Annotated in this window: 22 protein-coding genes and 1 pseudogene; 11 read left to right on the top strand and 12 right to left on the bottom strand. The window is 39.1% G+C overall.

The features are described from left to right. Nucleotides 1-105 precede the first annotated feature (105 nt). A complete protein-coding gene (uxaC, locus tag RGU12_RS08565; RefSeq protein ID WP_309535692.1) occupies nt 106-1,506 on the top strand; it encodes a glucuronate isomerase in 1,401 nt (466 codons plus the stop codon). Nucleotides 1,507-1,607: 101 nt separating this feature from the next. Beyond that, on the top strand, nt 1,608-2,081 hold the full coding sequence (larC2, locus tag RGU12_RS08560; RefSeq protein WP_309535691.1) for a nickel pincer cofactor biosynthesis protein LarC2: 474 nt from the start codon (nt 1,608-1,610) through the stop codon (nt 2,079-2,081). A gap of 193 nt (nt 2,082-2,274) precedes the next feature. Here the strand turns inward: larC2 and RGU12_RS08555 are convergent, their stop codons facing one another. The 7 genes and pseudogenes from RGU12_RS08555 to RGU12_RS08525 all read right to left on the bottom strand — a co-directional run bounded on the left by RGU12_RS08555 (nt 2,275) and on the right by RGU12_RS08525 (nt 6,077). After that, a complete protein-coding gene (locus RGU12_RS08555; RefSeq protein WP_309536286.1) occupies nt 2,275-2,757 on the bottom strand; it encodes a peptidoglycan-binding domain-containing protein in 483 nt (160 codons plus the stop codon). Nucleotides 2,758-2,811: 54 nt separating this feature from the next. Then, nucleotides 2,812-3,324: pseudogene (locus RGU12_RS08550) on the bottom strand (peptidoglycan recognition protein family protein); the annotation flags it as partial. A gap of 294 nt (nt 3,325-3,618) precedes the next feature. Then, entirely contained in the window at nt 3,619-3,807 is a 189-nt protein-coding gene (locus RGU12_RS08545) for a YfhD family protein (RefSeq protein ID WP_309535690.1), read from the bottom strand. Nucleotides 3,808-3,912: 105 nt separating this feature from the next. Next, nucleotides 3,913-4,032: a YfhE family protein gene (locus RGU12_RS08540; protein WP_116354095.1), complete on the bottom strand. Its 120-nt coding sequence runs from the start codon at nt 4,030-4,032 to the stop codon at nt 3,913-3,915. A 91-nt stretch (nt 4,033-4,123) separates the two neighbouring features. Further along, on the bottom strand, nt 4,124-4,681 hold the full coding sequence (locus RGU12_RS08535) for a GNAT family N-acetyltransferase (RefSeq protein ID WP_309535689.1): 558 nt from the start codon (nt 4,679-4,681) through the stop codon (nt 4,124-4,126). Then, complete coding sequence (locus tag RGU12_RS08530; RefSeq protein WP_309535688.1) at nt 4,681-4,974, bottom strand: hypothetical protein; 294 nt, start codon at nt 4,972-4,974, stop codon at nt 4,681-4,683. Before RGU12_RS08530 ends, RGU12_RS08535 begins: the two co-directional genes overlap by 1 nt. Nucleotides 4,975-5,168: 194 nt before the next feature. After that, nucleotides 5,169-6,077, bottom strand: coding sequence for a TIGR01777 family oxidoreductase (locus RGU12_RS08525; RefSeq protein WP_309535687.1), 909 nt, complete (start codon nt 6,075-6,077; stop codon nt 5,169-5,171). A gap of 99 nt (nt 6,078-6,176) precedes the next feature. Here RGU12_RS08525 and recX point away from each other — a divergent pair, with 99 nt between their 5' ends. After that, entirely contained in the window at nt 6,177-6,998 is an 822-nt protein-coding gene (gene recX, locus RGU12_RS08520) for a recombination regulator RecX (protein ID WP_309535686.1), read from the top strand. Between the two features lies 1 nt (nt 6,999). Beyond that, nucleotides 7,000-7,317 (top strand): YfhH family protein, encoded by a 318-nt coding sequence (locus RGU12_RS08515; RefSeq protein WP_309535685.1) that lies wholly within the window; start codon nt 7,000-7,002, stop codon nt 7,315-7,317. Between the two features lie 35 nt (nt 7,318-7,352). Here RGU12_RS08515 and RGU12_RS08510 read toward each other — a convergent pair whose 3' ends face one another. From RGU12_RS08510 to RGU12_RS08500, 3 genes are all read right to left on the bottom strand, one after another. Beyond that, the gene (locus RGU12_RS08510) at nt 7,353-7,505 is read right to left on the bottom strand and encodes a YpzG family protein (RefSeq protein ID WP_116354056.1); all 153 of its coding nucleotides are present in this window, start codon (nt 7,503-7,505) and stop codon (nt 7,353-7,355) included. A gap of 99 nt (nt 7,506-7,604) precedes the next feature. Continuing rightward, nucleotides 7,605-7,763, bottom strand: a complete 159-nt coding sequence (locus RGU12_RS08505) for a small, acid-soluble spore protein K (RefSeq protein ID WP_116354055.1) — start codon at nt 7,761-7,763, stop codon at nt 7,605-7,607. A gap of 161 nt (nt 7,764-7,924) precedes the next feature. Next, nucleotides 7,925-8,908 (bottom strand): metal-dependent hydrolase, encoded by a 984-nt coding sequence (locus RGU12_RS08500; RefSeq protein ID WP_309535684.1) that lies wholly within the window; start codon nt 8,906-8,908, stop codon nt 7,925-7,927. 202 nt (nt 8,909-9,110) lie between these two features. Here RGU12_RS08500 and mutY point away from each other — a divergent pair, with 202 nt between their 5' ends. After that, entirely contained in the window at nt 9,111-10,190 is a 1,080-nt protein-coding gene (gene mutY / locus RGU12_RS08495) for an A/G-specific adenine glycosylase (protein WP_309535683.1), read from the top strand. Between the two features lie 13 nt (nt 10,191-10,203). Here mutY and yfhS read toward each other — a convergent pair whose 3' ends face one another. After that, nucleotides 10,204-10,431: a mother cell protein YfhS gene (yfhS, locus tag RGU12_RS08490; protein ID WP_116354052.1), complete on the bottom strand. Its 228-nt coding sequence runs from the start codon at nt 10,429-10,431 to the stop codon at nt 10,204-10,206. Between the two features lie 184 nt (nt 10,432-10,615). Here yfhS and RGU12_RS08485 point away from each other — a divergent pair, with 184 nt between their 5' ends. The 4 genes from RGU12_RS08485 (at nt 10,616) to RGU12_RS08470 (ending at nt 14,442) form a co-directional block, all read left to right on the top strand. After that, a complete protein-coding gene (locus tag RGU12_RS08485; RefSeq protein ID WP_116354051.1) occupies nt 10,616-10,792 on the top strand; it encodes a gamma-type small acid-soluble spore protein in 177 nt (58 codons plus the stop codon). An 853-nt stretch (nt 10,793-11,645) separates the two neighbouring features. Beyond that, the gene (locus tag RGU12_RS08480; protein WP_309535682.1) at nt 11,646-11,900 is read left to right on the top strand and encodes a YgaB family protein; all 255 of its coding nucleotides are present in this window, start codon (nt 11,646-11,648) and stop codon (nt 11,898-11,900) included. A gap of 178 nt (nt 11,901-12,078) precedes the next feature. Further along, nucleotides 12,079-12,609 (top strand): nucleoside tri-diphosphate phosphatase, encoded by a 531-nt coding sequence (gene ntdP, locus RGU12_RS08475; protein ID WP_136379427.1) that lies wholly within the window; start codon nt 12,079-12,081, stop codon nt 12,607-12,609. An 81-nt stretch (nt 12,610-12,690) separates the two neighbouring features. Continuing rightward, nucleotides 12,691-14,442: an ABC transporter ATP-binding protein gene (locus RGU12_RS08470; RefSeq protein ID WP_116354048.1), complete on the top strand. Its 1,752-nt coding sequence runs from the start codon at nt 12,691-12,693 to the stop codon at nt 14,440-14,442. 76 nt (nt 14,443-14,518) lie between these two features. On the opposite strand, the gene RGU12_RS08465 is transcribed toward RGU12_RS08470, so the two are convergent. Beyond that, nucleotides 14,519-15,130 (bottom strand): hypothetical protein, encoded by a 612-nt coding sequence (locus RGU12_RS08465; RefSeq protein ID WP_309535681.1) that lies wholly within the window; start codon nt 15,128-15,130, stop codon nt 14,519-14,521. Nucleotides 15,131-15,362: 232 nt separating this feature from the next. Between RGU12_RS08465 and RGU12_RS08460 the strand changes: the two genes are divergently transcribed. Then, nucleotides 15,363-16,379 (top strand): ABC transporter ATP-binding protein, encoded by a 1,017-nt coding sequence (locus RGU12_RS08460; protein ID WP_309535680.1) that lies wholly within the window; start codon nt 15,363-15,365, stop codon nt 16,377-16,379. Beyond that, nucleotides 16,351-17,316, top strand: coding sequence for an ABC transporter ATP-binding protein (locus RGU12_RS08455; RefSeq protein WP_309535679.1), 966 nt, complete (start codon nt 16,351-16,353; stop codon nt 17,314-17,316). Before RGU12_RS08460 ends, RGU12_RS08455 begins: the two co-directional genes overlap by 29 nt. Nucleotides 17,317-17,364: the final 48 nt, after the last annotated feature.

The following is a 17,364-nucleotide window of genomic DNA, read 5'->3' as shown; positions in this document are numbered from 1 at the left end:
CCTTTTTTTCTTTTAGACATTGGCGCAAAAGCCAGGTCAAAGTTGATTATCTCCCCAAGATTAGGGTACTATTAGAAAGTAAAATATTAAAAGCAGGTGGACAAGATGAAAAAATTTATGGATGAAACATTTTTATTGTCAAACGACACTGCGGTAGCATTGTACAATAATTTCGCTAAAGATCTGCCAATTATTGATTATCACTGCCATTTAAGTCCTCAGGAAATTTATGAAAACAAAACCTTCAAAAATATAACTGAAGCATGGTTATATGGTGACCACTATAAGTGGAGAGCAATGAGAGCAAACGGAATTGAAGAAGAGTATGTAACAGGCAATGCATCAGATTATGATAAATTTGTTGCGTGGGCGAAAACAGTTCCAATGACAATCGGGAACCCGTTATTCAACTGGACTCATCTTGAGCTTCAACGCTTCTTCGACGTTCATGAAATTTTAAACGAAAAGTCAGCTCCAGCTATCTGGGAAAAACTAAACAGTAAGCTTACTGGAGAAGGTTTCGGAGCAAGAGACTTAATTAAAAAATCGAATGTAGAAGTAGTATGTACAACTGACGATCCAACTGATTCTCTAGAGTATCACAAGCTTATTGCAGAAGATGCAAGCTTCGATGTAAAGGTATTACCAAGCTTCCGTCCTGACAAAGGGCTAGAAATCAACCAAGATACATTTGTAGGCTGGGTGCAGAAGCTTAGTGAGGTTTCAGGAATTGAAATTTCAAGCTACGATGATTTCTTAAAGGCATTAGAAAACCGAATTGAATTCTTCCATTCACTCGGCGGTTGTGTTTCTGACCATGCTCTTAACACAATGATGTATGAGCACTCAACAAAGGAAGAAGCGGCAGCAGCATTTGAAAAGGGATTCAAAGGTGAAAAGGTTTCTATAGAAGAAGAGACTAAATATAAATCCTATACATTGGTTTTCCTAGGAAAAGAGTATGCAAAACGCGACTGGGCGATGCAATTACATATTCACGCATTACGTAACAACAACACACGAATGTTTGGCAAGCTAGGACCAGACACTGGTTACGACAGCATCAACGATGGTGAATTAGCTCGACCATTAAACCAATTCCTTGATGCACTTGCTACTGATGATTTACTACCAAAAACGATTCTGTATTCATTAAATCCAAACGACAACTACATCATTGGAACAACAATTGGTAACTTCCAAGGTGGAGGTAAGCCAGGTAAAATGCAATTCGGAACAGCTTGGTGGTTCAATGATCAAAAAGAAGGTATGCTTGAGCAAATGAAAGCATTAGCAGCCCTTGGCTTGTTCAGCCGATTCATCGGGATGCTAACAGACTCAAGAAGTTTCCTATCATACACTCGACATGAGTATTTCCGTCGTTTAGTTTGTAACCTAATCGGAGAATGGGTAGAAGACGGTGAAGTTCCAAACGACATGGACTTACTAGGAGATGTTGTTAAAGGAATCTGCTACCAAAACGCAAAAGAGTACTTTGAATTTTAAAAAATGAACGACCGTTGATAGCTCGCCAGTTTGGCGGGCTATTTTCATCTCTCAATGATATACTAGCGGTAGTGAATTTTCGAATGAAAGGGAAGGGAATCATGGACAAAAAACTTCCACCAAATCATGAGCATGTTGACGACGACATGATCAAGCTTGAGGTAAATCTTGATAATATGTCTGGCGAATGGCTGGGCTATGTCATGGATTTATTATTTGATGCAGGGGCAAATGACGTCTATTACACCCCAATTTATATGAAAAAAAATCGGCCAGCTGTCCTTCTTCAGCTTCTTTGCTCAAAACATAAATTAGATAAAATGAAGGAAATCCTATTTGCGGAGACCACCACACTAGGTTTGCGGTATTATCCTTTGACTGTTCACCGCCTCGAGCGAATTTTTACAGAAGTAATTACGCAATGGGGAAAAGTCACGATCAAAGAAGGAATTTTCGCGGGAGAATCAGTTCAAAGGTCTCCTGAATATGAAGATTGCCGCCGCATAGCCGAAGAACACGGCGTTCCATTGAAAAAAGTGTATGAAGAGGTGTGGAAGGAGATTAATAATAGGTGATTGCGGTTGAATGTGAAGTAATTACTGTCACTAACTAAAAAATACTGTCATTACTTCGAATACTGTTACTAATTGAAAAATACTGTCACTATTTCGAAATTACTGTCACTAACTAAAAATACTGCCACTATCCCGGAAATACTGCTACTAGCTTCAAAATTGAAACAACCCACTGACGCCAGTGGGTTACATTTTACATATCATTCAATTCCAACTGAATATATTTTTTCGTATTCGGTCCATAGATTCCATCATCGGCAAGAGCGGCATACATCGATTGAAATCTTCGAACAGCATCCTCCGTTAACGGACCATAGCTACCATCAATCATTTTAGGATCAAAGTTGATATGCTTTAAGGCACGTTGGATCATGCGAACCTCTTCGCCCTTGTCCCCACGTCCCCAAACGCCATCAGGAAGTGGGAACTCTTCGTGGGTTGAATTTCCCTGCTTAATAACTTCCTCAAGCTTCCTCAAAGTCGCTTGACCAACTAGACCATCCACGGCTAATCTATATCGTTTTTGGAACCGCATGACTGCAGTCTCTGTTTCAGGACCGAAGCTTCCATCCGCACCATAACGAGGTAGTGGGAAACCTGCTTTAATTAAATCTTGTTGAATTTCCTTAACAAAGGCACCTGTATTCCCTCTTCGAATTGGAAGTCGTGTTGACACTCCTGCAACAACAGGTTTTGGGTTGCTCGTCGGAATTCCTTTAAAATCGCGATTATATGATTCTTGTACATCATTAATAAATTCTTCCCAAGATACACCATGTGGCCGCAGCGCATTCTGTGGGTCTGATCTGCGCGAAGGATCTAAAGTACTATGCGCAACGATATGTCTTTTCGGATCTAAATTGAACTTGTCACATAAATAAGCATGGTACCAGACATACCGATTATATGCCTCTTGGAAATTAATTTTCCCTCCGTGACAAAACTCCACGCCAATGGCTGCATCATTTGCATCATCACCAAACAATCTATTATCTGTCGTTACATTGTAGCGGACATGCCAAGCTTTCTCAGTAAGTGGAATGATTTCTAATATATATTTATCATCAATAAATGTATGGGCAGAAGCACTTGGCTGTGATCGGTCAAAATAATTTCGATTTCCATAGGCCGTTGAACCTGGATTCCCTGTATCATGACTTACGATAAAACGGACCTTTGAAATCTTTTGACCAGAACGTGAATTTCCAAAACGAATATAATCTCTAGTAATTGGATACTCCATTTCATTCACCTCCATGAACTATGAGTATTACAATCCATTTATTTTATGACTTTAATGTTTGTAACGTGCCAAAATAGGCTTGGTTCATGGAGGAGACTAGGGAGCATGTGTTGTTAAATTGAGATTAAAATTTGGACAGAAGTGAAAGGAAAAAAGCAAGTCGAGTCCAAATGAAGCATCAATTCGGACAAACTAACCAACTGACTCAATTTTAGGGTCTAAATAAAATGTTCCTTCATTTCAAAAACAAACCAGAGGGAATAGACTTCTCCTCCCTCTGGTTTGTTATAAACCCTATTTCTTTTTTCGTTTCTTCGCTCTAGCATCGGCTGCGTTAGAACGTGCTAGTGCCTCTAAATCATCCTGGTCAGCAAGTTCACGTGAGAACTCGACATCACGACCGTCTGATTTCATATTTTTTGGAACCTGTGGAAGGCTCCCTTTGTTTTTATCTCGTGTTTTTTGTCCTCTTGATCGTCCCATTACCAACACCACCCTAACAATAATGGAGAGGTCGCTTATGACAACCTGCTCAATTATAGGATGACCTTGATGACAGGCTTCATAAGTGGAAGATACTGATATGTATTACTTTTTCGTCGTATACCCGCCAGCACGATCTGCCATTTTAAATTCCCTAGAATAAGTTACAGCCTGCATGCTGCTTAATGTGCTTTTCGACTTTTCACGCCTTTTATCTTTTGGCATCAAAGTTCCCTCACTTTCTAAGTAATGTAGTATTATTTTATCCATCCAAAAAAATTCCAAACAAAAAACCCGTTAAAAAACGGGTTCCAGTTTAAGCTTCTTTCAAATGTTCTTCTTCAGAAATATGTCCAACACGCATCGTGTGTAATGTATATAAATCCTTTGATACTTCAAAAAGGTTGTAAATATCGCCATTGGCATTTAGTTCGTCAAGTAAAGACTTTCGCGTTTCATTTGCTAAAGTAACATATGGGAGTTTTTGAACAGCCATCAACGAGCGCTGATTAACTTTACGAACTCTCATAAAAATCGTTTCAATCCCAAGCTCAAAAAAGAGCTCAGCAAAGAATGCATCTTTAGCAGGTTGGTTGTAGCCTTTACCGTGAAACGGTTTACCAAGCCAAGTTCCAAGGAAACCTGCATTTTCTTGGATATCGAATAAATTAATAGTTCCGATTGGAGAGCCCCACTCATCTAAAATGGTACGTGAAATTAGTTCACCTCGCTCTTCTGCCTCAATCGTTTGCTTGGTTAAAAATAAAAACTCTTCGTAAGAATATGCCTTTTGACGCACAAAAGGAAAGACATCCGGGTGCACCATTAAGTCATAAAGAGCTTGACTATCTTGAAGTTCACGCTTTTTTAGCATCAGTTTCCCCTCCAAATGAGGACAGACCGGACCTGTGGCCAGGATCCACCCTCGAAATTTTTTGTGTCATTAAAAAATTTCGGGGTGGGAATCGAACCCACTAGAACCAGTGAAACTGGTGGCGCACCATTTGCCTTCCCTAAAGTTAGCCATTTTGCATTGGCCAAATTTAAGTTTTGTATTTGATTTGTTAGTTGAAGTTCAAACAGTCCGGTGAAAATGACACATCGAATTTCTTCGTTGGCTTGCTTTTCCGTTCCTCCCGTATTATTGTCATACGTTCCGGTACTCAAAGCTGCGCCGCCTCGAACTTCTTGGTCCTTTTCATCCTCCTTTTTGAACACTACTTTTTAGTTAAATTTTTTTACTTCACTTTAGGTATCATACTCGAATCTTTTGTAAAAATAAATAGGTTTTTTGTGAAATTTTTGTATCAAATTATTGGTAATTTCGACCTTTCTGCAGAATTTTGTGACCTTGTGTCGAATTACCCTCTAAAAATGTCGCTTAATGCCTTTTCAACAGTTTCATAAGTAAAAGAAAAACCATTTTCAACAAGTTTTTTCGGAAGTACTTTTTGTCCTTCCAGCACTAACATGCTCATTTCACCGAGTAAAAGCTGTAAAGCAAATCCGGGTACAGGAAGCCAATGTGGTCGATGAAGAACGGTTCCTGCCGTTTGACCAAACTCCTTCATTTGCACTGGATTTGGTGCAGTGAAATTAATAGGTCCACTTACGTTCTCGTGATGTAATAGAAAATCAATTCCTTTTAATACATCATCAATATGAATCCAGGATAGCCACTGTTTCCCAGAGCCAATTGTACCTCCGATAAAAAACTGATAGGGGAGGACGATCCGTGTTAGAGCACCGCCATTAGCACCTAGCACAACTCCAAATCGTAAGAAACAAGTCCTCACACCTAGTGTAGAGGCTTTATTTGCTTCCTGCTCCCAAGCAGATACCGTATTGGCGAGAAAATCATTCCCAATCTGAGTAGCTTCTTCCGTAAAAGTCTCACTCTCAGAGATTCCATAAATACCTACTGCACTTGCATTCAATAATACCTTTGGCTTTTTTGGTAATGAAGAGAGGATGCGAACAATTTCCTTTGTTGCAGTCACCCTACTCTCCAAGATTCTTTTTTTACGGGCTTCCGTCCATCTTCCACTATTCAAAGATTCTCCCGCCAGGTTAATAACGGCATCAACATCCTGAAGTTCAGTTTCAGGAGCACTATTCACCTTTAGCCACTCTACAAAAGATAGCCTAGGGTGATGACTTGCTTTGGCTGCATTTCTCGTTAAAATAAATACTTCATGATTTTGGTCTAAAAGATAATCTGTAAGGCTTTTACCGACAAAGCCCGTTCCTCCCGCAATTGCAATTTTCATGGTTTTCTTCCTTTCCATCTCTTTTCCTAGATAATTCAATAAGTTTTCCGTATATCCTTCAAAAATCTTATGCTACTATTATAGGGAGGTGTAATTCAAATGGCGATAATAGCAAAAATCACAACTCAAAAGAAAAATACGGAACGCTTTAATATTTATCTTGATTACGGGAATGGCAAGGGTGAAGAATATGCTTTTAGCGTTGATCAAGATATTCTAATTTCCTTTCAACTCAAAAAAGGGATGGAACTGGATGACCTTGATATTACGGAAATCCAATTTGAGGATGAAGTAAAGAAAGCCTTTAATTTGGCGTTGAACTTTTTATCATATAGAATGCGATCAAGGAAGGAAGTCATTGATTATCTGAAGAAAAAGGAAGTAGATGACCCGATTATTCCTGATGTGATGCATAAGCTTGCTGAGTATAAATATGTGAATGATACTGAATTTGCAAAAGCCTATGTTCAAACGCAAATCAATACAACTTCAAAGGGACCTGAGGTTATCAAACAAGAGCTCTTTGAAAAAGGAATTGACCCGGACATCGTAACAAAAAGTCTTGAGCTTTTTTCAAAGGACGAGCAAATTGAAAAATCCATTAAACTAATTATAAAAACGATCCCTAAAAACAATAAAGCTTCAGAACGCCAAACCAAACAAAAGCTTGAGCAAACTCTTCAAAGGAAAGGCTATCCATGGGATGTTATTCAAATCGCCATGGAAGAAGCAGAAACCGAGAAAGATACGGATGAAGAGTGGGAAGCCTTAAAACATCAAGGATTGAAAGCCCATCGTAAATATGAAAAATTGGATGGATGGGAATATGAACAAAAAATGAAGGCAGCCCTTTTCCGAAAAGGCTTTGATTTAGATATGATCGACAAATTCATTGAACACATGAAGGACGGAGAGAACTGACATGCAAGAAAAACGATATAGTCAAATGCCAGAATTTGAATTAAGACAAGAAATTGCAAACTTAAAAGAACTAGCACGTAAAGCCGAACAGCTCGGAATTATAAACGAACTTGCTGTCCTTGAACGTAAAGCAGCGATGGCTAAGGCGTATATGCTAAATCCAGCGGATTTTAATAAAGGGGAAGAATATGAAATCGATGGCGACCCTGGAAGTTATTTTAAGATTCATTATCTTAACGGTGTATTTGCATGGGGGCATCGTGTTGGGCAAGAGGATAGAGAAGAGGCATTACCGATTTCATTACTTCTTAAAAAATAAAACCAGAGAGAAGGATCTCTCTGGTTTTCGATGTTCTAGGAGCGTTTTCTAGTCTCTCGCTCCAATATGATGAGGTTTTGAGTTAGTCTTGTTTCTCCATTCACCTGTGCCCAAGCATGTTTCGGATTAGCCCATGCTTGTTGGAAAGGATTGTTGTATTCATTGCGTTTATATCCTTTTTTACCCATTACACGCACCTCCGAGTTAAACTCGATTTTAGGCCCACACGAGGTGGAGCACAAAGAGTTGCCACAGGATGTGGCGTTTTAGTCTAAAAACTCCTGGTTTTAAAAATCGTGTCGTTCACCTGAAGCTTTCATTCGCTCCTGTGGATGTGTGTTAATGGAACCATCTGCTCTTGTTGAAGCGTATTCAGCCTTTGCTCTTGGCTCACCCTGAAACTTATTACGATTCTGATTTGGGAATCCTCGTTTTTTGTTCCGCATACGAATACCTCCTAAAAGGGCATTTGGGCATCGTGTAAAAAGGGAACTCTCACCTTTAAACACGTATTACTAGTATGGAGTTCATGCCTTCTTAACATGTAAAAAGGACAACGTGAATTAATGGAAATCCCCATAACAACCGTTGTTATGGGGAAAATGGATCAGCTTGGAAGGAGATCAAGCTTTTTACGAAGCTTTTCTTCACTAAAAATCCAACCAGTATAGGATGTTACAATGTTTAAATCAAGATCTAACTGAACGACCGCAACAAATGGATAATGCCCTTTGCTTCGATAACGTAGATCAATAAAGCGAACCTCATAGTAATCATCATACTCGTCGATTTCCCAACGATACACAGGTGAGAAGTGAAGGAAGGCAGCCAAGTTCTTGTCTTCCTTCGCCGCATTAACAACCGGAGTATCAGGAATTGGGCGTTTTACAAATTGGTCCTGGATAATAATTTCATTGTTTTTGGAGCGTGCGACATAAAAATATTTATCAGTCACGACTGCAATATGCCATTGATTAAAGCGATACGTTGGCGATATGATGATTTCTTTGATGTTTTCATCGATTTTAGCACGAACCCCTAACTCGACCTTATTTCGCATTCGAAACCGGATGATATAATAGACAAACAGGATAGCATAGACAGAAAAAAAAGTAACTCCCGGATGTAAGCCGAGCTTCCAAACAACAATCCCTGCTAAATGAATCAGGAAGATAAATGGGTCAAATGTATTGATAACGCCTAAAGCAACCCATTTATGTGAAAAAGGACGTAATGCTTGTGTTCCATATGCATTAAAAATATCGACAAACACATGTAGAATTACACCAATAAAGGTCCAAATCCAAAGATGCAGTAGGTTAGCCCCAGGGAAAAAGAATAAAAGGGCTCCTGTGATTAAAAGTGGCCACAGTAGCACGGCCGGAATGGAATGTGTTATTCCACGGTGATTTTTTATATAATTAGCATTGTTACGCAATTTAAGTATGGTATCAAGGTCTGGTGCCTGTGAACCAATAAGCGTTCCAAAGAGCACTGCATGAGTAGTAGCGGGGTTGGCTGTAACAGCTGGGTCAAGAGTGGCAATACCACCCAAAGCAAGACCCATAACAATATGTGTTCCTGTGTCCAAAAATGGGACCTCCTTTTCCATACGTATCTAAGATTAATGTAACCAAAATCATGTATTTAAATAAATTATGATACCTTTATTCAGCTGTTGTGGACTACTGCTGAATATGGGTAAAGACCTCAGCGGATTTTCAAATGAAGCAGTTAACGCTTAGGCATTTTTGATAATAATAACACCATGTGAGAGGGAATGGTAAAAATTAATGAAAATGTTAGAAAATTTTTCGATAAATGAATTTCAAAAGGATTTAATTGAGTGGTTTGAGAACGAACAGAGGGAACTTCCTTGGAGACAGGATCAGGACCCGTATAAAGTATGGGTTTCTGAAATCATGCTCCAACAAACAAGAGTCGATACCGTCATTCCATATTTTGAGAATTTCATTTCCAAGTTTCCGACAATTGAGGCACTTGCGGAAGCTGACGAGGAAAAAGTTCTTAAAGCTTGGGAAGGTTTGGGCTATTATTCACGGGTGAGAAACCTACACGCGGCGGTTAAAGAAGTGGCACAAGAGTATGGAGGCAAAGTTCCCAACACAGTGGAGGAAATTTCAAGTCTAAAAGGTGTCGGACCCTATACAACTGGAGCCATTTTAAGTATTGCGTATGGAATACCTGAACCAGCCGTCGATGGTAATGTGATGCGCGTTCTTTCAAGGATTATATCCGTCTGGGATGACATTGCAAAACCGAAAACACGCCAATTGTTTGAAGACATAGTTAGAGAACTGATTTCAAAAGAAGACCCGTCTGCTTTTAACCAAGCTTTAATGGAATTAGGCGCCTTGATTTGTGTTCCTGGAAACCCCGCCTGCCTATTATGCCCGGTTCGTGAACATTGCAGGGCTTTTGCTGAGGGAGTCCAAAAGGAACTTCCTGTAAAAAGTAAGAAAAAGGCTCCCACCGCAGTTTCAATGGCAGCAGTTGTCCTACAGGACGAAGAGGGTCGATTTTTAATTCATAAACGTCCGGAAAAAGGACTTTTAGCAAATTTATGGGAGTTTCCAAATCACGAAACGATTTTAGACCTACAAGCACCAAAAGAACAATTAGGTGAATTTTTAAAAAGGGAATATGAAGTTGATGCGAAAATTGGACAAGCATTTACAACAATTCAACATGTGTTTTCCCATTTAATTTGGAATATTACTGTTTTTGAAGGGAGAATTGATGGCTCCGTAGCTGAAACACCTCATTTGAAACTGGTTAGTTTAAAGGGGCTGGAGGAGTATACATTCCCTGTCTCTCATCAAAAAATTTTAAAAAGCTTTCTCAATCGATGAGAAAGCTCTTTTTTCATTCAGTGTCATACGACATCCTAATATCACTTGTGTAGTCATGGTTACGATGGAAACCGCCTCTAGCTTCGATTTCCTGGACAATTTCGCGGTGTAGGGATTGCCCCTCCGCATTTAAATATGGAACAATTTGTTGAAAGGAATGGTGGAAAAAAGCGAGTTCGCTTTCCTTCCATTCATTTTTTGGGATCATTGATAAATGAGTCATGTCACGACCAGAATACATCTTCAATTACCCTCCTTTTGATTGGATGTTCAAACCGTCTCTCTATTTGAACACACACTATTAATTCCTTTGTTCATAATAAGATTATCCAATTGTAGAAAAATTATCCTAAAAATCAAATAAATTTTTTTACGGATATAAACTTCACTTCTGGGACAAATTAATGGTCGTGGAGGTGATAACAATGGCTAAACAACCAAACAAATCTTCAGCTGGAACAAACATTGAGCAAGTAAGACAACAAAACGCTCAATCTCAAGGTGCTGGTGGTCAATTCGGTACTGAGTTTGCTAGCGAAACTAACGCTCAAGAAGTAAGACGTCAAAACCAACAGTCTCAGTCTAACAAAGGACAAGGCTAACATAAACAAGATTTTCATACTTACCAAAAAACACTTCCAAGCATTCGGCTGGAAGTGTTTTTCTTTGTGCGTCAAAGGATAAAGGTCATTCCGGAGGGGGAGTTTTGACCGATTAAATGGGATGAAGACCATTCTGCCACGGAAATATACTTGAAAAGTTCTTCATAAGCCGGATGAAGACCATTTTGGCGAGGAAACCAGTTCGAAAAGGTTCTTCATAAGCGGAATGAAGACCATTTCGTCAAGGAAACCAGCTCGAAAAGTTCTTCATAAGCGGAATGAAAACCATTTCGGCCAGGAAACATCTTCGAAAAGTCCTTCATAAGCCGGATGAAGACCATTTCGTCAAGGGAACATACTCGAAAGGTTCTTCATAAGCGGTATGAAGACCATTCCGCCACGAGAATTCCTCAGAAAAGTCCTTCATAAACCAGATAAAAGAATTTTTCCTACTGATGTGACAAAACCTCCTATATAACTACATATAAAGACAAAGGAAATTAAGTCTATTTACAGAAATAATAGGTTATAACAATAAAGATGGTTAAGAGGATGTTCAAAAAGTCCGGTGAAAATGATACATCACAGAGGAACTTCGACTAACTACCGACACTTCCCGTGTCGAACGTCGAAGTCACCACATCCTGTGGAAGCTCGTTGGCTTGCTTTTCCGTTCCTTGGAAAAGAAAACCACTTTTCCGGAGTGCGATGCGGATTCAGGGTAGAAGTATTCCTTGTGCTCACGTATTTACTACATACGTTCCGCTACTCAAACCTGCACCGCTTCGAACTTCTTGGTCCTTTTCATCCTCCTTTTTGAACACTCACTTATAGACTATAGGAGGATTACAAGATGAGCAATTTTAATGACCTTGTTGGTGAGCAGCTAAAAACAATGGACAAGCTACTTTTCATTCAATCCGAAATTGAAAGATGCCAGGAACTAGAGTCTCAAATTTTAGAACTCCAAAAAGAAACAGACCTCGAAACGATACAGGAAGAGATTAAGCGTATGCAGGAAGAACTTATGCAAATTCATGACTTATTTCAAAAACAAACCGAAGAAGTCATCCGGTCCTATCAGGGCAAAATGCATCAAACAGTCTAAACTAAGTGGAGTCATCGAAAATTTCCGATGGCTCTTTTGTTTTAAAATACTAGTTGAACCGTTATAATAATAGAAAAAGGTTTTTCTTTGTTTTTTATACTTTCGATACGGGAGATTTCATAAATGAAATTTGAAATGTATAAGACAAAGCTGCCCAAAGTGAAAGTAGGGAGAGAGAATGGGTATTCCCATGGAAGGAGATAAAATACAAATCCATAGTTATAAACATAATGGCCATATTCACCGTGTGTGGGAAGAAACGAGAGTGCTAAAAGGAACACAGAGCCTTGTAATTGGCGGAAATGATCGCACAACCGTGACTGAATCCGACGGTCGTACTTGGATTACACGTGAACCGGCTATATGTTATTTTCATGCGCGCCATTGGTTTAATATTATCGGAATGATACGTGAGGACGGAGTGTATTATTATTGTAATATCAGTTCACCATTCATTTCTGATGACGAAGCGTTGAAATATATTGATTATGATTTGGATATAAAGGTTTTTCCTGATATGACATTTATCCTGCTAGATGAGGATGAATATGAAAAGCATCGTCGTGAAATGAATTATCCAGATGTAATTGATAAGATATTAAAAAATAATGTAGACAAGCTTATCCAATGGATTCGTGGACGAAAAGGTCCATTCGCACCAGATTTTATTGATATTTGGTATGAGCGCTATTTAACTTATCGAAGTTAATAATTTGAAAAGAACCTGTTGAAAATATAGCAACAGGTTTTCAATATTTTTAGCACAACAACTTGAAGGAAGGTCAGGGGTTTGGGGAGTACTAGACGTTATTTGAAATTCGTGAAACCGTACCGGTTTCAAATCTTGATTACAATCATCATTGGGATTATAAAATTTTCGATTCCGATGCTGACACCACTATTACTGAAATATGTATTGGATGATGTCATCGCAGCAGACCTTACGCAGGATGAAAAACTATCAAAGCTTTTCCTTGCAATGGGAATCATGTTTTTTATTTTTCTTGTACTGCGTCCACCTGTCGAATACTATCGCCAATATTATGCGCAATGGGTCGGCAGTAAAATTCTTTATGATATCCGCGACCAGCTGTTTGATCATATTCAAAAGCTTAGTCTTCGGTATTATGCCAACACAAGAGCAGGTGAAGTGATCTCAAGGGTTATTCATGATGTAGAACAAACAAAGACCTTTGTTATTACTGGATTGATGAACCTGTGGCTCGACCTTTTTACCATCTTTATTGCCATAGGTATTATGCTGACATTGGATATCCCGTTAACTATCGTGTCTATCATTTTGTTCCCACTCTATGGATTCTCGATTAAGTATTTTTATGGCAGACTTCGCCATCTCACAAGGTCTCGCTCACAGGCACTAGCAGAGGTTCAAGGTTATCTCCATGAACGGGTTCAAGGGATACCTGTTATCCGAAGTTTTGCAATTGAAGACCATGAACAAAAGCTTTTTGATAAACAAAATAGTAATTTTCTTCAGAAAGCATTAGACCATACAAACTGGAATGCAAAAACCTTTGCAGTCGTGAACACCATTACTGATATCGCACCACTTCTTGTGATTGGGTATGCCGGATATCAGGTCATTCAAGGCAATCTAACAGTCGGTACTTTAGTTGCGTTTGTTGCATATATCGACCGACTTTATAATCCGTTAAGACGACTCGTGAACTCATCGACAACATTAACACAGGCTCTCGCGTCAATGGACCGTGTCTTTGAATTTATTGATGAAAAATATGATATCGTCGATGGACCAAATGCAGTTGAATGTAAAAATGTATCTGGGAAAATGAAGTTTGAAAATGTCTCATTCTCATATGGGGATGATGACGATGATCAAATTGTATTGAAGAATATCAATTTAGATATTAAAAGCGGGGAAACCGTTGCCTTAGTTGGAATGAGTGGCGGCGGAAAATCGACACTCGTTAGCTTAATTCCAAGGTTTTATGATGTAACAGATGGAAGGATTCTATTAGATGGAACGGATATCCGCTCCTTTAAGGTAAGAAGCCTCCGCGATAAAATTGGGATGGTTCATCAAGATACCTTTTTATTTAGTGAATCGGTTAAGCATAATATTCTTCTTGGAAAACCAGGTGCTACTGACGAGGAGATTATTGAAGCAGCTAAAGCAGCCAATGCCCATGAATTTATCGAAAATCTTCCACACGGCTATGATACAAAAGTAGGGGAAAGAGGCGTTAAGTTATCAGGTGGCCAAAAACAAAGGATTGCGATTGCACGTGTATTCTTAAAGAATCCACCATTATTGATTTGGGATGAAGCCACTTCGGCATTGGACCTTGAAAGTGAGCATCTTATTCAAGAATCACTAGAGGAACTTGCTAAAAATCGAACCACCTTCATCGTTGCACACCGATTATCCACGATTACACATGCAGATAAAATAGTCCTCATCGAACACGGGGAAATCGTCGAAATCGGGACACATTCTGAATTAATGAGCAAAAAAGGACATTATTACGACCTATTCCAGGTTCAGCAATTAGATGATTAAAAGATGTTAGGTTTTGAAGTGAAAAATAGTTGACAGCAAACGAAGAGGCATTGGATAACCAATGCCTTTTTAATAGTTAATTTAGTTGTTTTTTTACTTCCTTTTCAAACCTTTCGACCTGTTGATTATTGTCAGTCGTTGCGTATTTTTTTTCTAGTTTAGGTTTTAGCTTTAACCAAATAACATTTTTTTCATAAATATCTCTGTCAAAATCGTGATTAAGTTCTTCCAAGGATAACCCTAACGCATCTGCATACGCCAGGTGTTGTGGCAAATCGCTTGTATCGGGTCCCTCTTTAATATAATGATCAATTTCTTCATCAGTTACGATAATACCATATTCATTTTTGGCAATTGACTTCCATACTTTATCTCTCTCCATTGCTTGTTTAGATAGTTCGATTACTTGCACATCAGTTAAATCTGTTTCAAAATACACTTTTTCTTGGGCTAATGTTCTAATAATCCATTTCCTTAATTGTTCATCATCTTCTAATTTATTTGCTTCAGATACAGCTTCATCAAACACCTTCTTATAATCATCGAAAGTATAAGTGTCCACTATCTCTTTTTGTTCTTCTTCACTTTTCATTTTTATTTCAACTTGTGTATTTGCTTTTGATTGACATCCTGAAATGATAATCATGGCCACAGTACTTAAAATTAGCAGTTTATAAAATTTAATCACAATTCCCCCTCAACTCTTTGTTTATCTACATTTTAACAGAAAGAAAAATACTGTTAAATCTACACCCGTAAATTTCCATGTCTTTTTTCATTCGACAAACATTCTTATTTCCAGGGAAATGGTGTCGGATAATAGCGGAAAATCCCATTCGAATCTCGATGCCTTTTTTTACATTGAGGTAATATTTGAGACAACTTGTTAATAAAACTTCTTGTAAAGGCAGGTGGAATGGATGGGGGAAAAAATAATCGAGGTCAAGGGTCTCCGTACCTCTTTCTTTACCGATGAAGGGGAAATACCAGCAGTTGACGATGTTGATTTTCATATAAACGAAGGAGAAATTTTAGGAGTAGTCGGAGAATCAGGATGCGGAAAGAGTGTCACATCGTTATCCATAATGGGACTAGTTCCAACTCCTCCTGGAAAGATTGTAGGAGGCGAAATTATCTTTAATGGTGAAAATCTTGTTCATTTCACTGAGAAAAAGATGCGTCGAATTAGAGGGAATGACATTGCAATGATCTTCCAGGAGCCGATGACATCTCTCAATCCTCTATTTACCATTGGGGATCAAATGGTAGAGGGAATCAAGATTCATATGAAATGGGATAAGAAAAAATCGCGTGCAAGAGCCATTGAAATCATGAAACGGGTCGGTCTCCCACGCGCTGAAGAATTAATGAACGATTACCCGCACCAACTTTCAGGGGGGATGCGGCAAAGAGTGATGATTGCTATGGCTATGGCCTGCAATCCAAAACTATTAATTGCTGATGAGCCTACGACTGCTTTAGACGTAACAATCCAATCCCAGATTTTAAAGCTGATGAAAAAATTAAATGATGAAATGAATACGGCGATCATGTTGATCACCCATGATTTAGGTGTTGTAGCGCAAATTTGCGAGCGAGTTGTTGTTATGTATGCCGGAAAAATTGTAGAAGAAGGGAAAGTCTCGTCCATTTTTAAGACTCCTAAGCATCCATATACGATAGGCTTATTAAAATCAGTACCCGATATCCGCAATAAAAATGAGCGACTTTATTCCATTCCGGGGAATGTGCCAAAGCCAGGTTCGGTAAAACAGGGATGTCGATTTGCGGAACGCTGTGAGTATGCGTTTGATCGCTGCTTTATAAATAATCCTGAGCTTTACAGTGTCGATGATAACGGGCATCGTGTTCGTTGCTTTTTACAGTTTGGAGAGGAGGAAAGCAATCATGACACAACCTTTACTACAAGTCCATAACTTAAAAAAGTATTTTCCAATCAAGGGGGGCGTGTTTGGAAAAAAGATAGGAGACGTAAAGGCGGTTGACGGGCTTTCCTTTTTTGTAAATAAGGGTGAAACATTAGGAATCGTTGGGGAAAGTGGATGTGGAAAATCCACAACAGGACGACTAATTTTGCGGCTTTTGGAACCAACGGAAGGCAAGGTTCTATTTAACGAGAAGGATGTTACGAATCTATCAATCTCTGAGATGAGAAAGCTAAGGCATGACATGCAAATCATATTTCAGGATCCATATGCATCCCTTAATCCAAGACATACAGTCGAAAAAATACTAGAGGAACCCCTGATTGTTCATGGGATTGGCGACAAAAAGGAAAGAAAACGTAAAGTACGAGAAATGCTAGAGGTTGTTGGTTTAAGTAGTTATCATGCAAAGCGCTATCCCCACCAATTTAGCGGAGGTCAGCGTCAACGCATTGGTATTGCAAAGGCGTTAATGACCAATCCATCCCTTATTATTGCCGATGAGCCTGTTTCTGCGCTCGATGTCTCGATTCAATCACAGGTATTAAACCTCATGGAAGATTTACAGAAGAAATATGGCTTGACCTATATATTTATTGCACATGATTTAGGGGTAGTCAGGCATATAAGTGATAGAGTGGGCGTCATGTATTTAGGAAGAATCATAGAATTGACAGAAAGCGAAAAGCTTTATAACAAGCCTCTTCATCCATACACAGAAGCATTGTTGGAAGCGGTGCCTATTCCGGACCCAGATTATAAAAAAGAGACAGTGGGCATTACCGGGGAGATACCAAGCCCCTCCAATCCACCTGCAGGATGTGCGTTTCACACAAGGTGTCGGAGCTGCATGGAGATATGCAAAACGACGCGTCCAGAGTTTAAGGAAGTGGAAGACGGTCATTATGTTGCTTGTCATCTCTATTAACGGACTTTCTTCATTATTGAATTTGCCATTGGGGTGACTCGCAGCATT

The sequence above is a fragment of the Ferdinandcohnia sp. QZ13 genome, from assembly GCF_031324165.1.
In the GTDB taxonomy this organism is placed as follows: Bacteria; Bacillota; Bacilli; order Bacillales; family Bacillaceae_L; genus Ferdinandcohnia.
The sequence above is the reverse complement of the archived record's forward strand: the minus strand, read 5'-3'. Positions and strand labels throughout refer to the sequence as shown.

Excerpts from the sequence above, each read along its gene's own strand:
- uxaC (WP_309535692.1), top strand. The coding sequence starts at position 106 with ATGAAAAAATTTATGGATGAAACATTTTTATTGTCAAACGACACTGCG.
- RGU12_RS08485 (WP_116354051.1), top strand. The coding sequence starts at position 10,616 with ATGGCTAAACAACCAAACAAATCTTCAGCTGGAACAAACATTGAGCAA.
- mutY (WP_309535683.1), top strand. The coding sequence starts at position 9,111 with ATGAAAATGTTAGAAAATTTTTCGATAAATGAATTTCAAAAGGATTTA.
- RGU12_RS08545 (WP_309535690.1), bottom strand. The coding sequence starts at position 3,807 with ATGGGACGATCAAGAGGACAAAAAACACGAGATAAAAACAAAGGGAGC.
- RGU12_RS08505 (WP_116354055.1), bottom strand. The coding sequence starts at position 7,763 with ATGCGGAACAAAAAACGAGGATTCCCAAATCAGAATCGTAATAAGTTT.
- RGU12_RS08455 (WP_309535679.1), top strand. The coding sequence starts at position 16,351 with ATGACACAACCTTTACTACAAGTCCATAACTTAAAAAAGTATTTTCCA.
- RGU12_RS08535 (WP_309535689.1), bottom strand. The coding sequence starts at position 4,681 with ATGCTAAAAAAGCGTGAACTTCAAGATAGTCAAGCTCTTTATGACTTA.
- RGU12_RS08515 (WP_309535685.1), top strand. The coding sequence starts at position 7,000 with ATGCAAGAAAAACGATATAGTCAAATGCCAGAATTTGAATTAAGACAA.
- RGU12_RS08460 (WP_309535680.1), top strand. The coding sequence starts at position 15,363 with ATGGGGGAAAAAATAATCGAGGTCAAGGGTCTCCGTACCTCTTTCTTT.
- RGU12_RS08480 (WP_309535682.1), top strand. The coding sequence starts at position 11,646 with ATGAGCAATTTTAATGACCTTGTTGGTGAGCAGCTAAAAACAATGGAC.
- larC2 (WP_309535691.1), top strand. The coding sequence starts at position 1,608 with ATGGACAAAAAACTTCCACCAAATCATGAGCATGTTGACGACGACATG.
- yfhS (WP_116354052.1), bottom strand. The coding sequence starts at position 10,431 with ATGTATTCTGGTCGTGACATGACTCATTTATCAATGATCCCAAAAAAT.
- recX (WP_309535686.1), top strand. The coding sequence starts at position 6,177 with ATGGCGATAATAGCAAAAATCACAACTCAAAAGAAAAATACGGAACGC.
- ntdP (WP_136379427.1), top strand. The coding sequence starts at position 12,079 with ATGGGTATTCCCATGGAAGGAGATAAAATACAAATCCATAGTTATAAA.
- RGU12_RS08510 (WP_116354056.1), bottom strand. The coding sequence starts at position 7,505 with ATGGGTAAAAAAGGATATAAACGCAATGAATACAACAATCCTTTCCAA.
- RGU12_RS08525 (WP_309535687.1), bottom strand. The coding sequence starts at position 6,077 with ATGAAAATTGCAATTGCGGGAGGAACGGGCTTTGTCGGTAAAAGCCTT.
- RGU12_RS08540 (WP_116354095.1), bottom strand. The coding sequence starts at position 4,032 with ATGCCAAAAGATAAAAGGCGTGAAAAGTCGAAAAGCACATTAAGCAGC.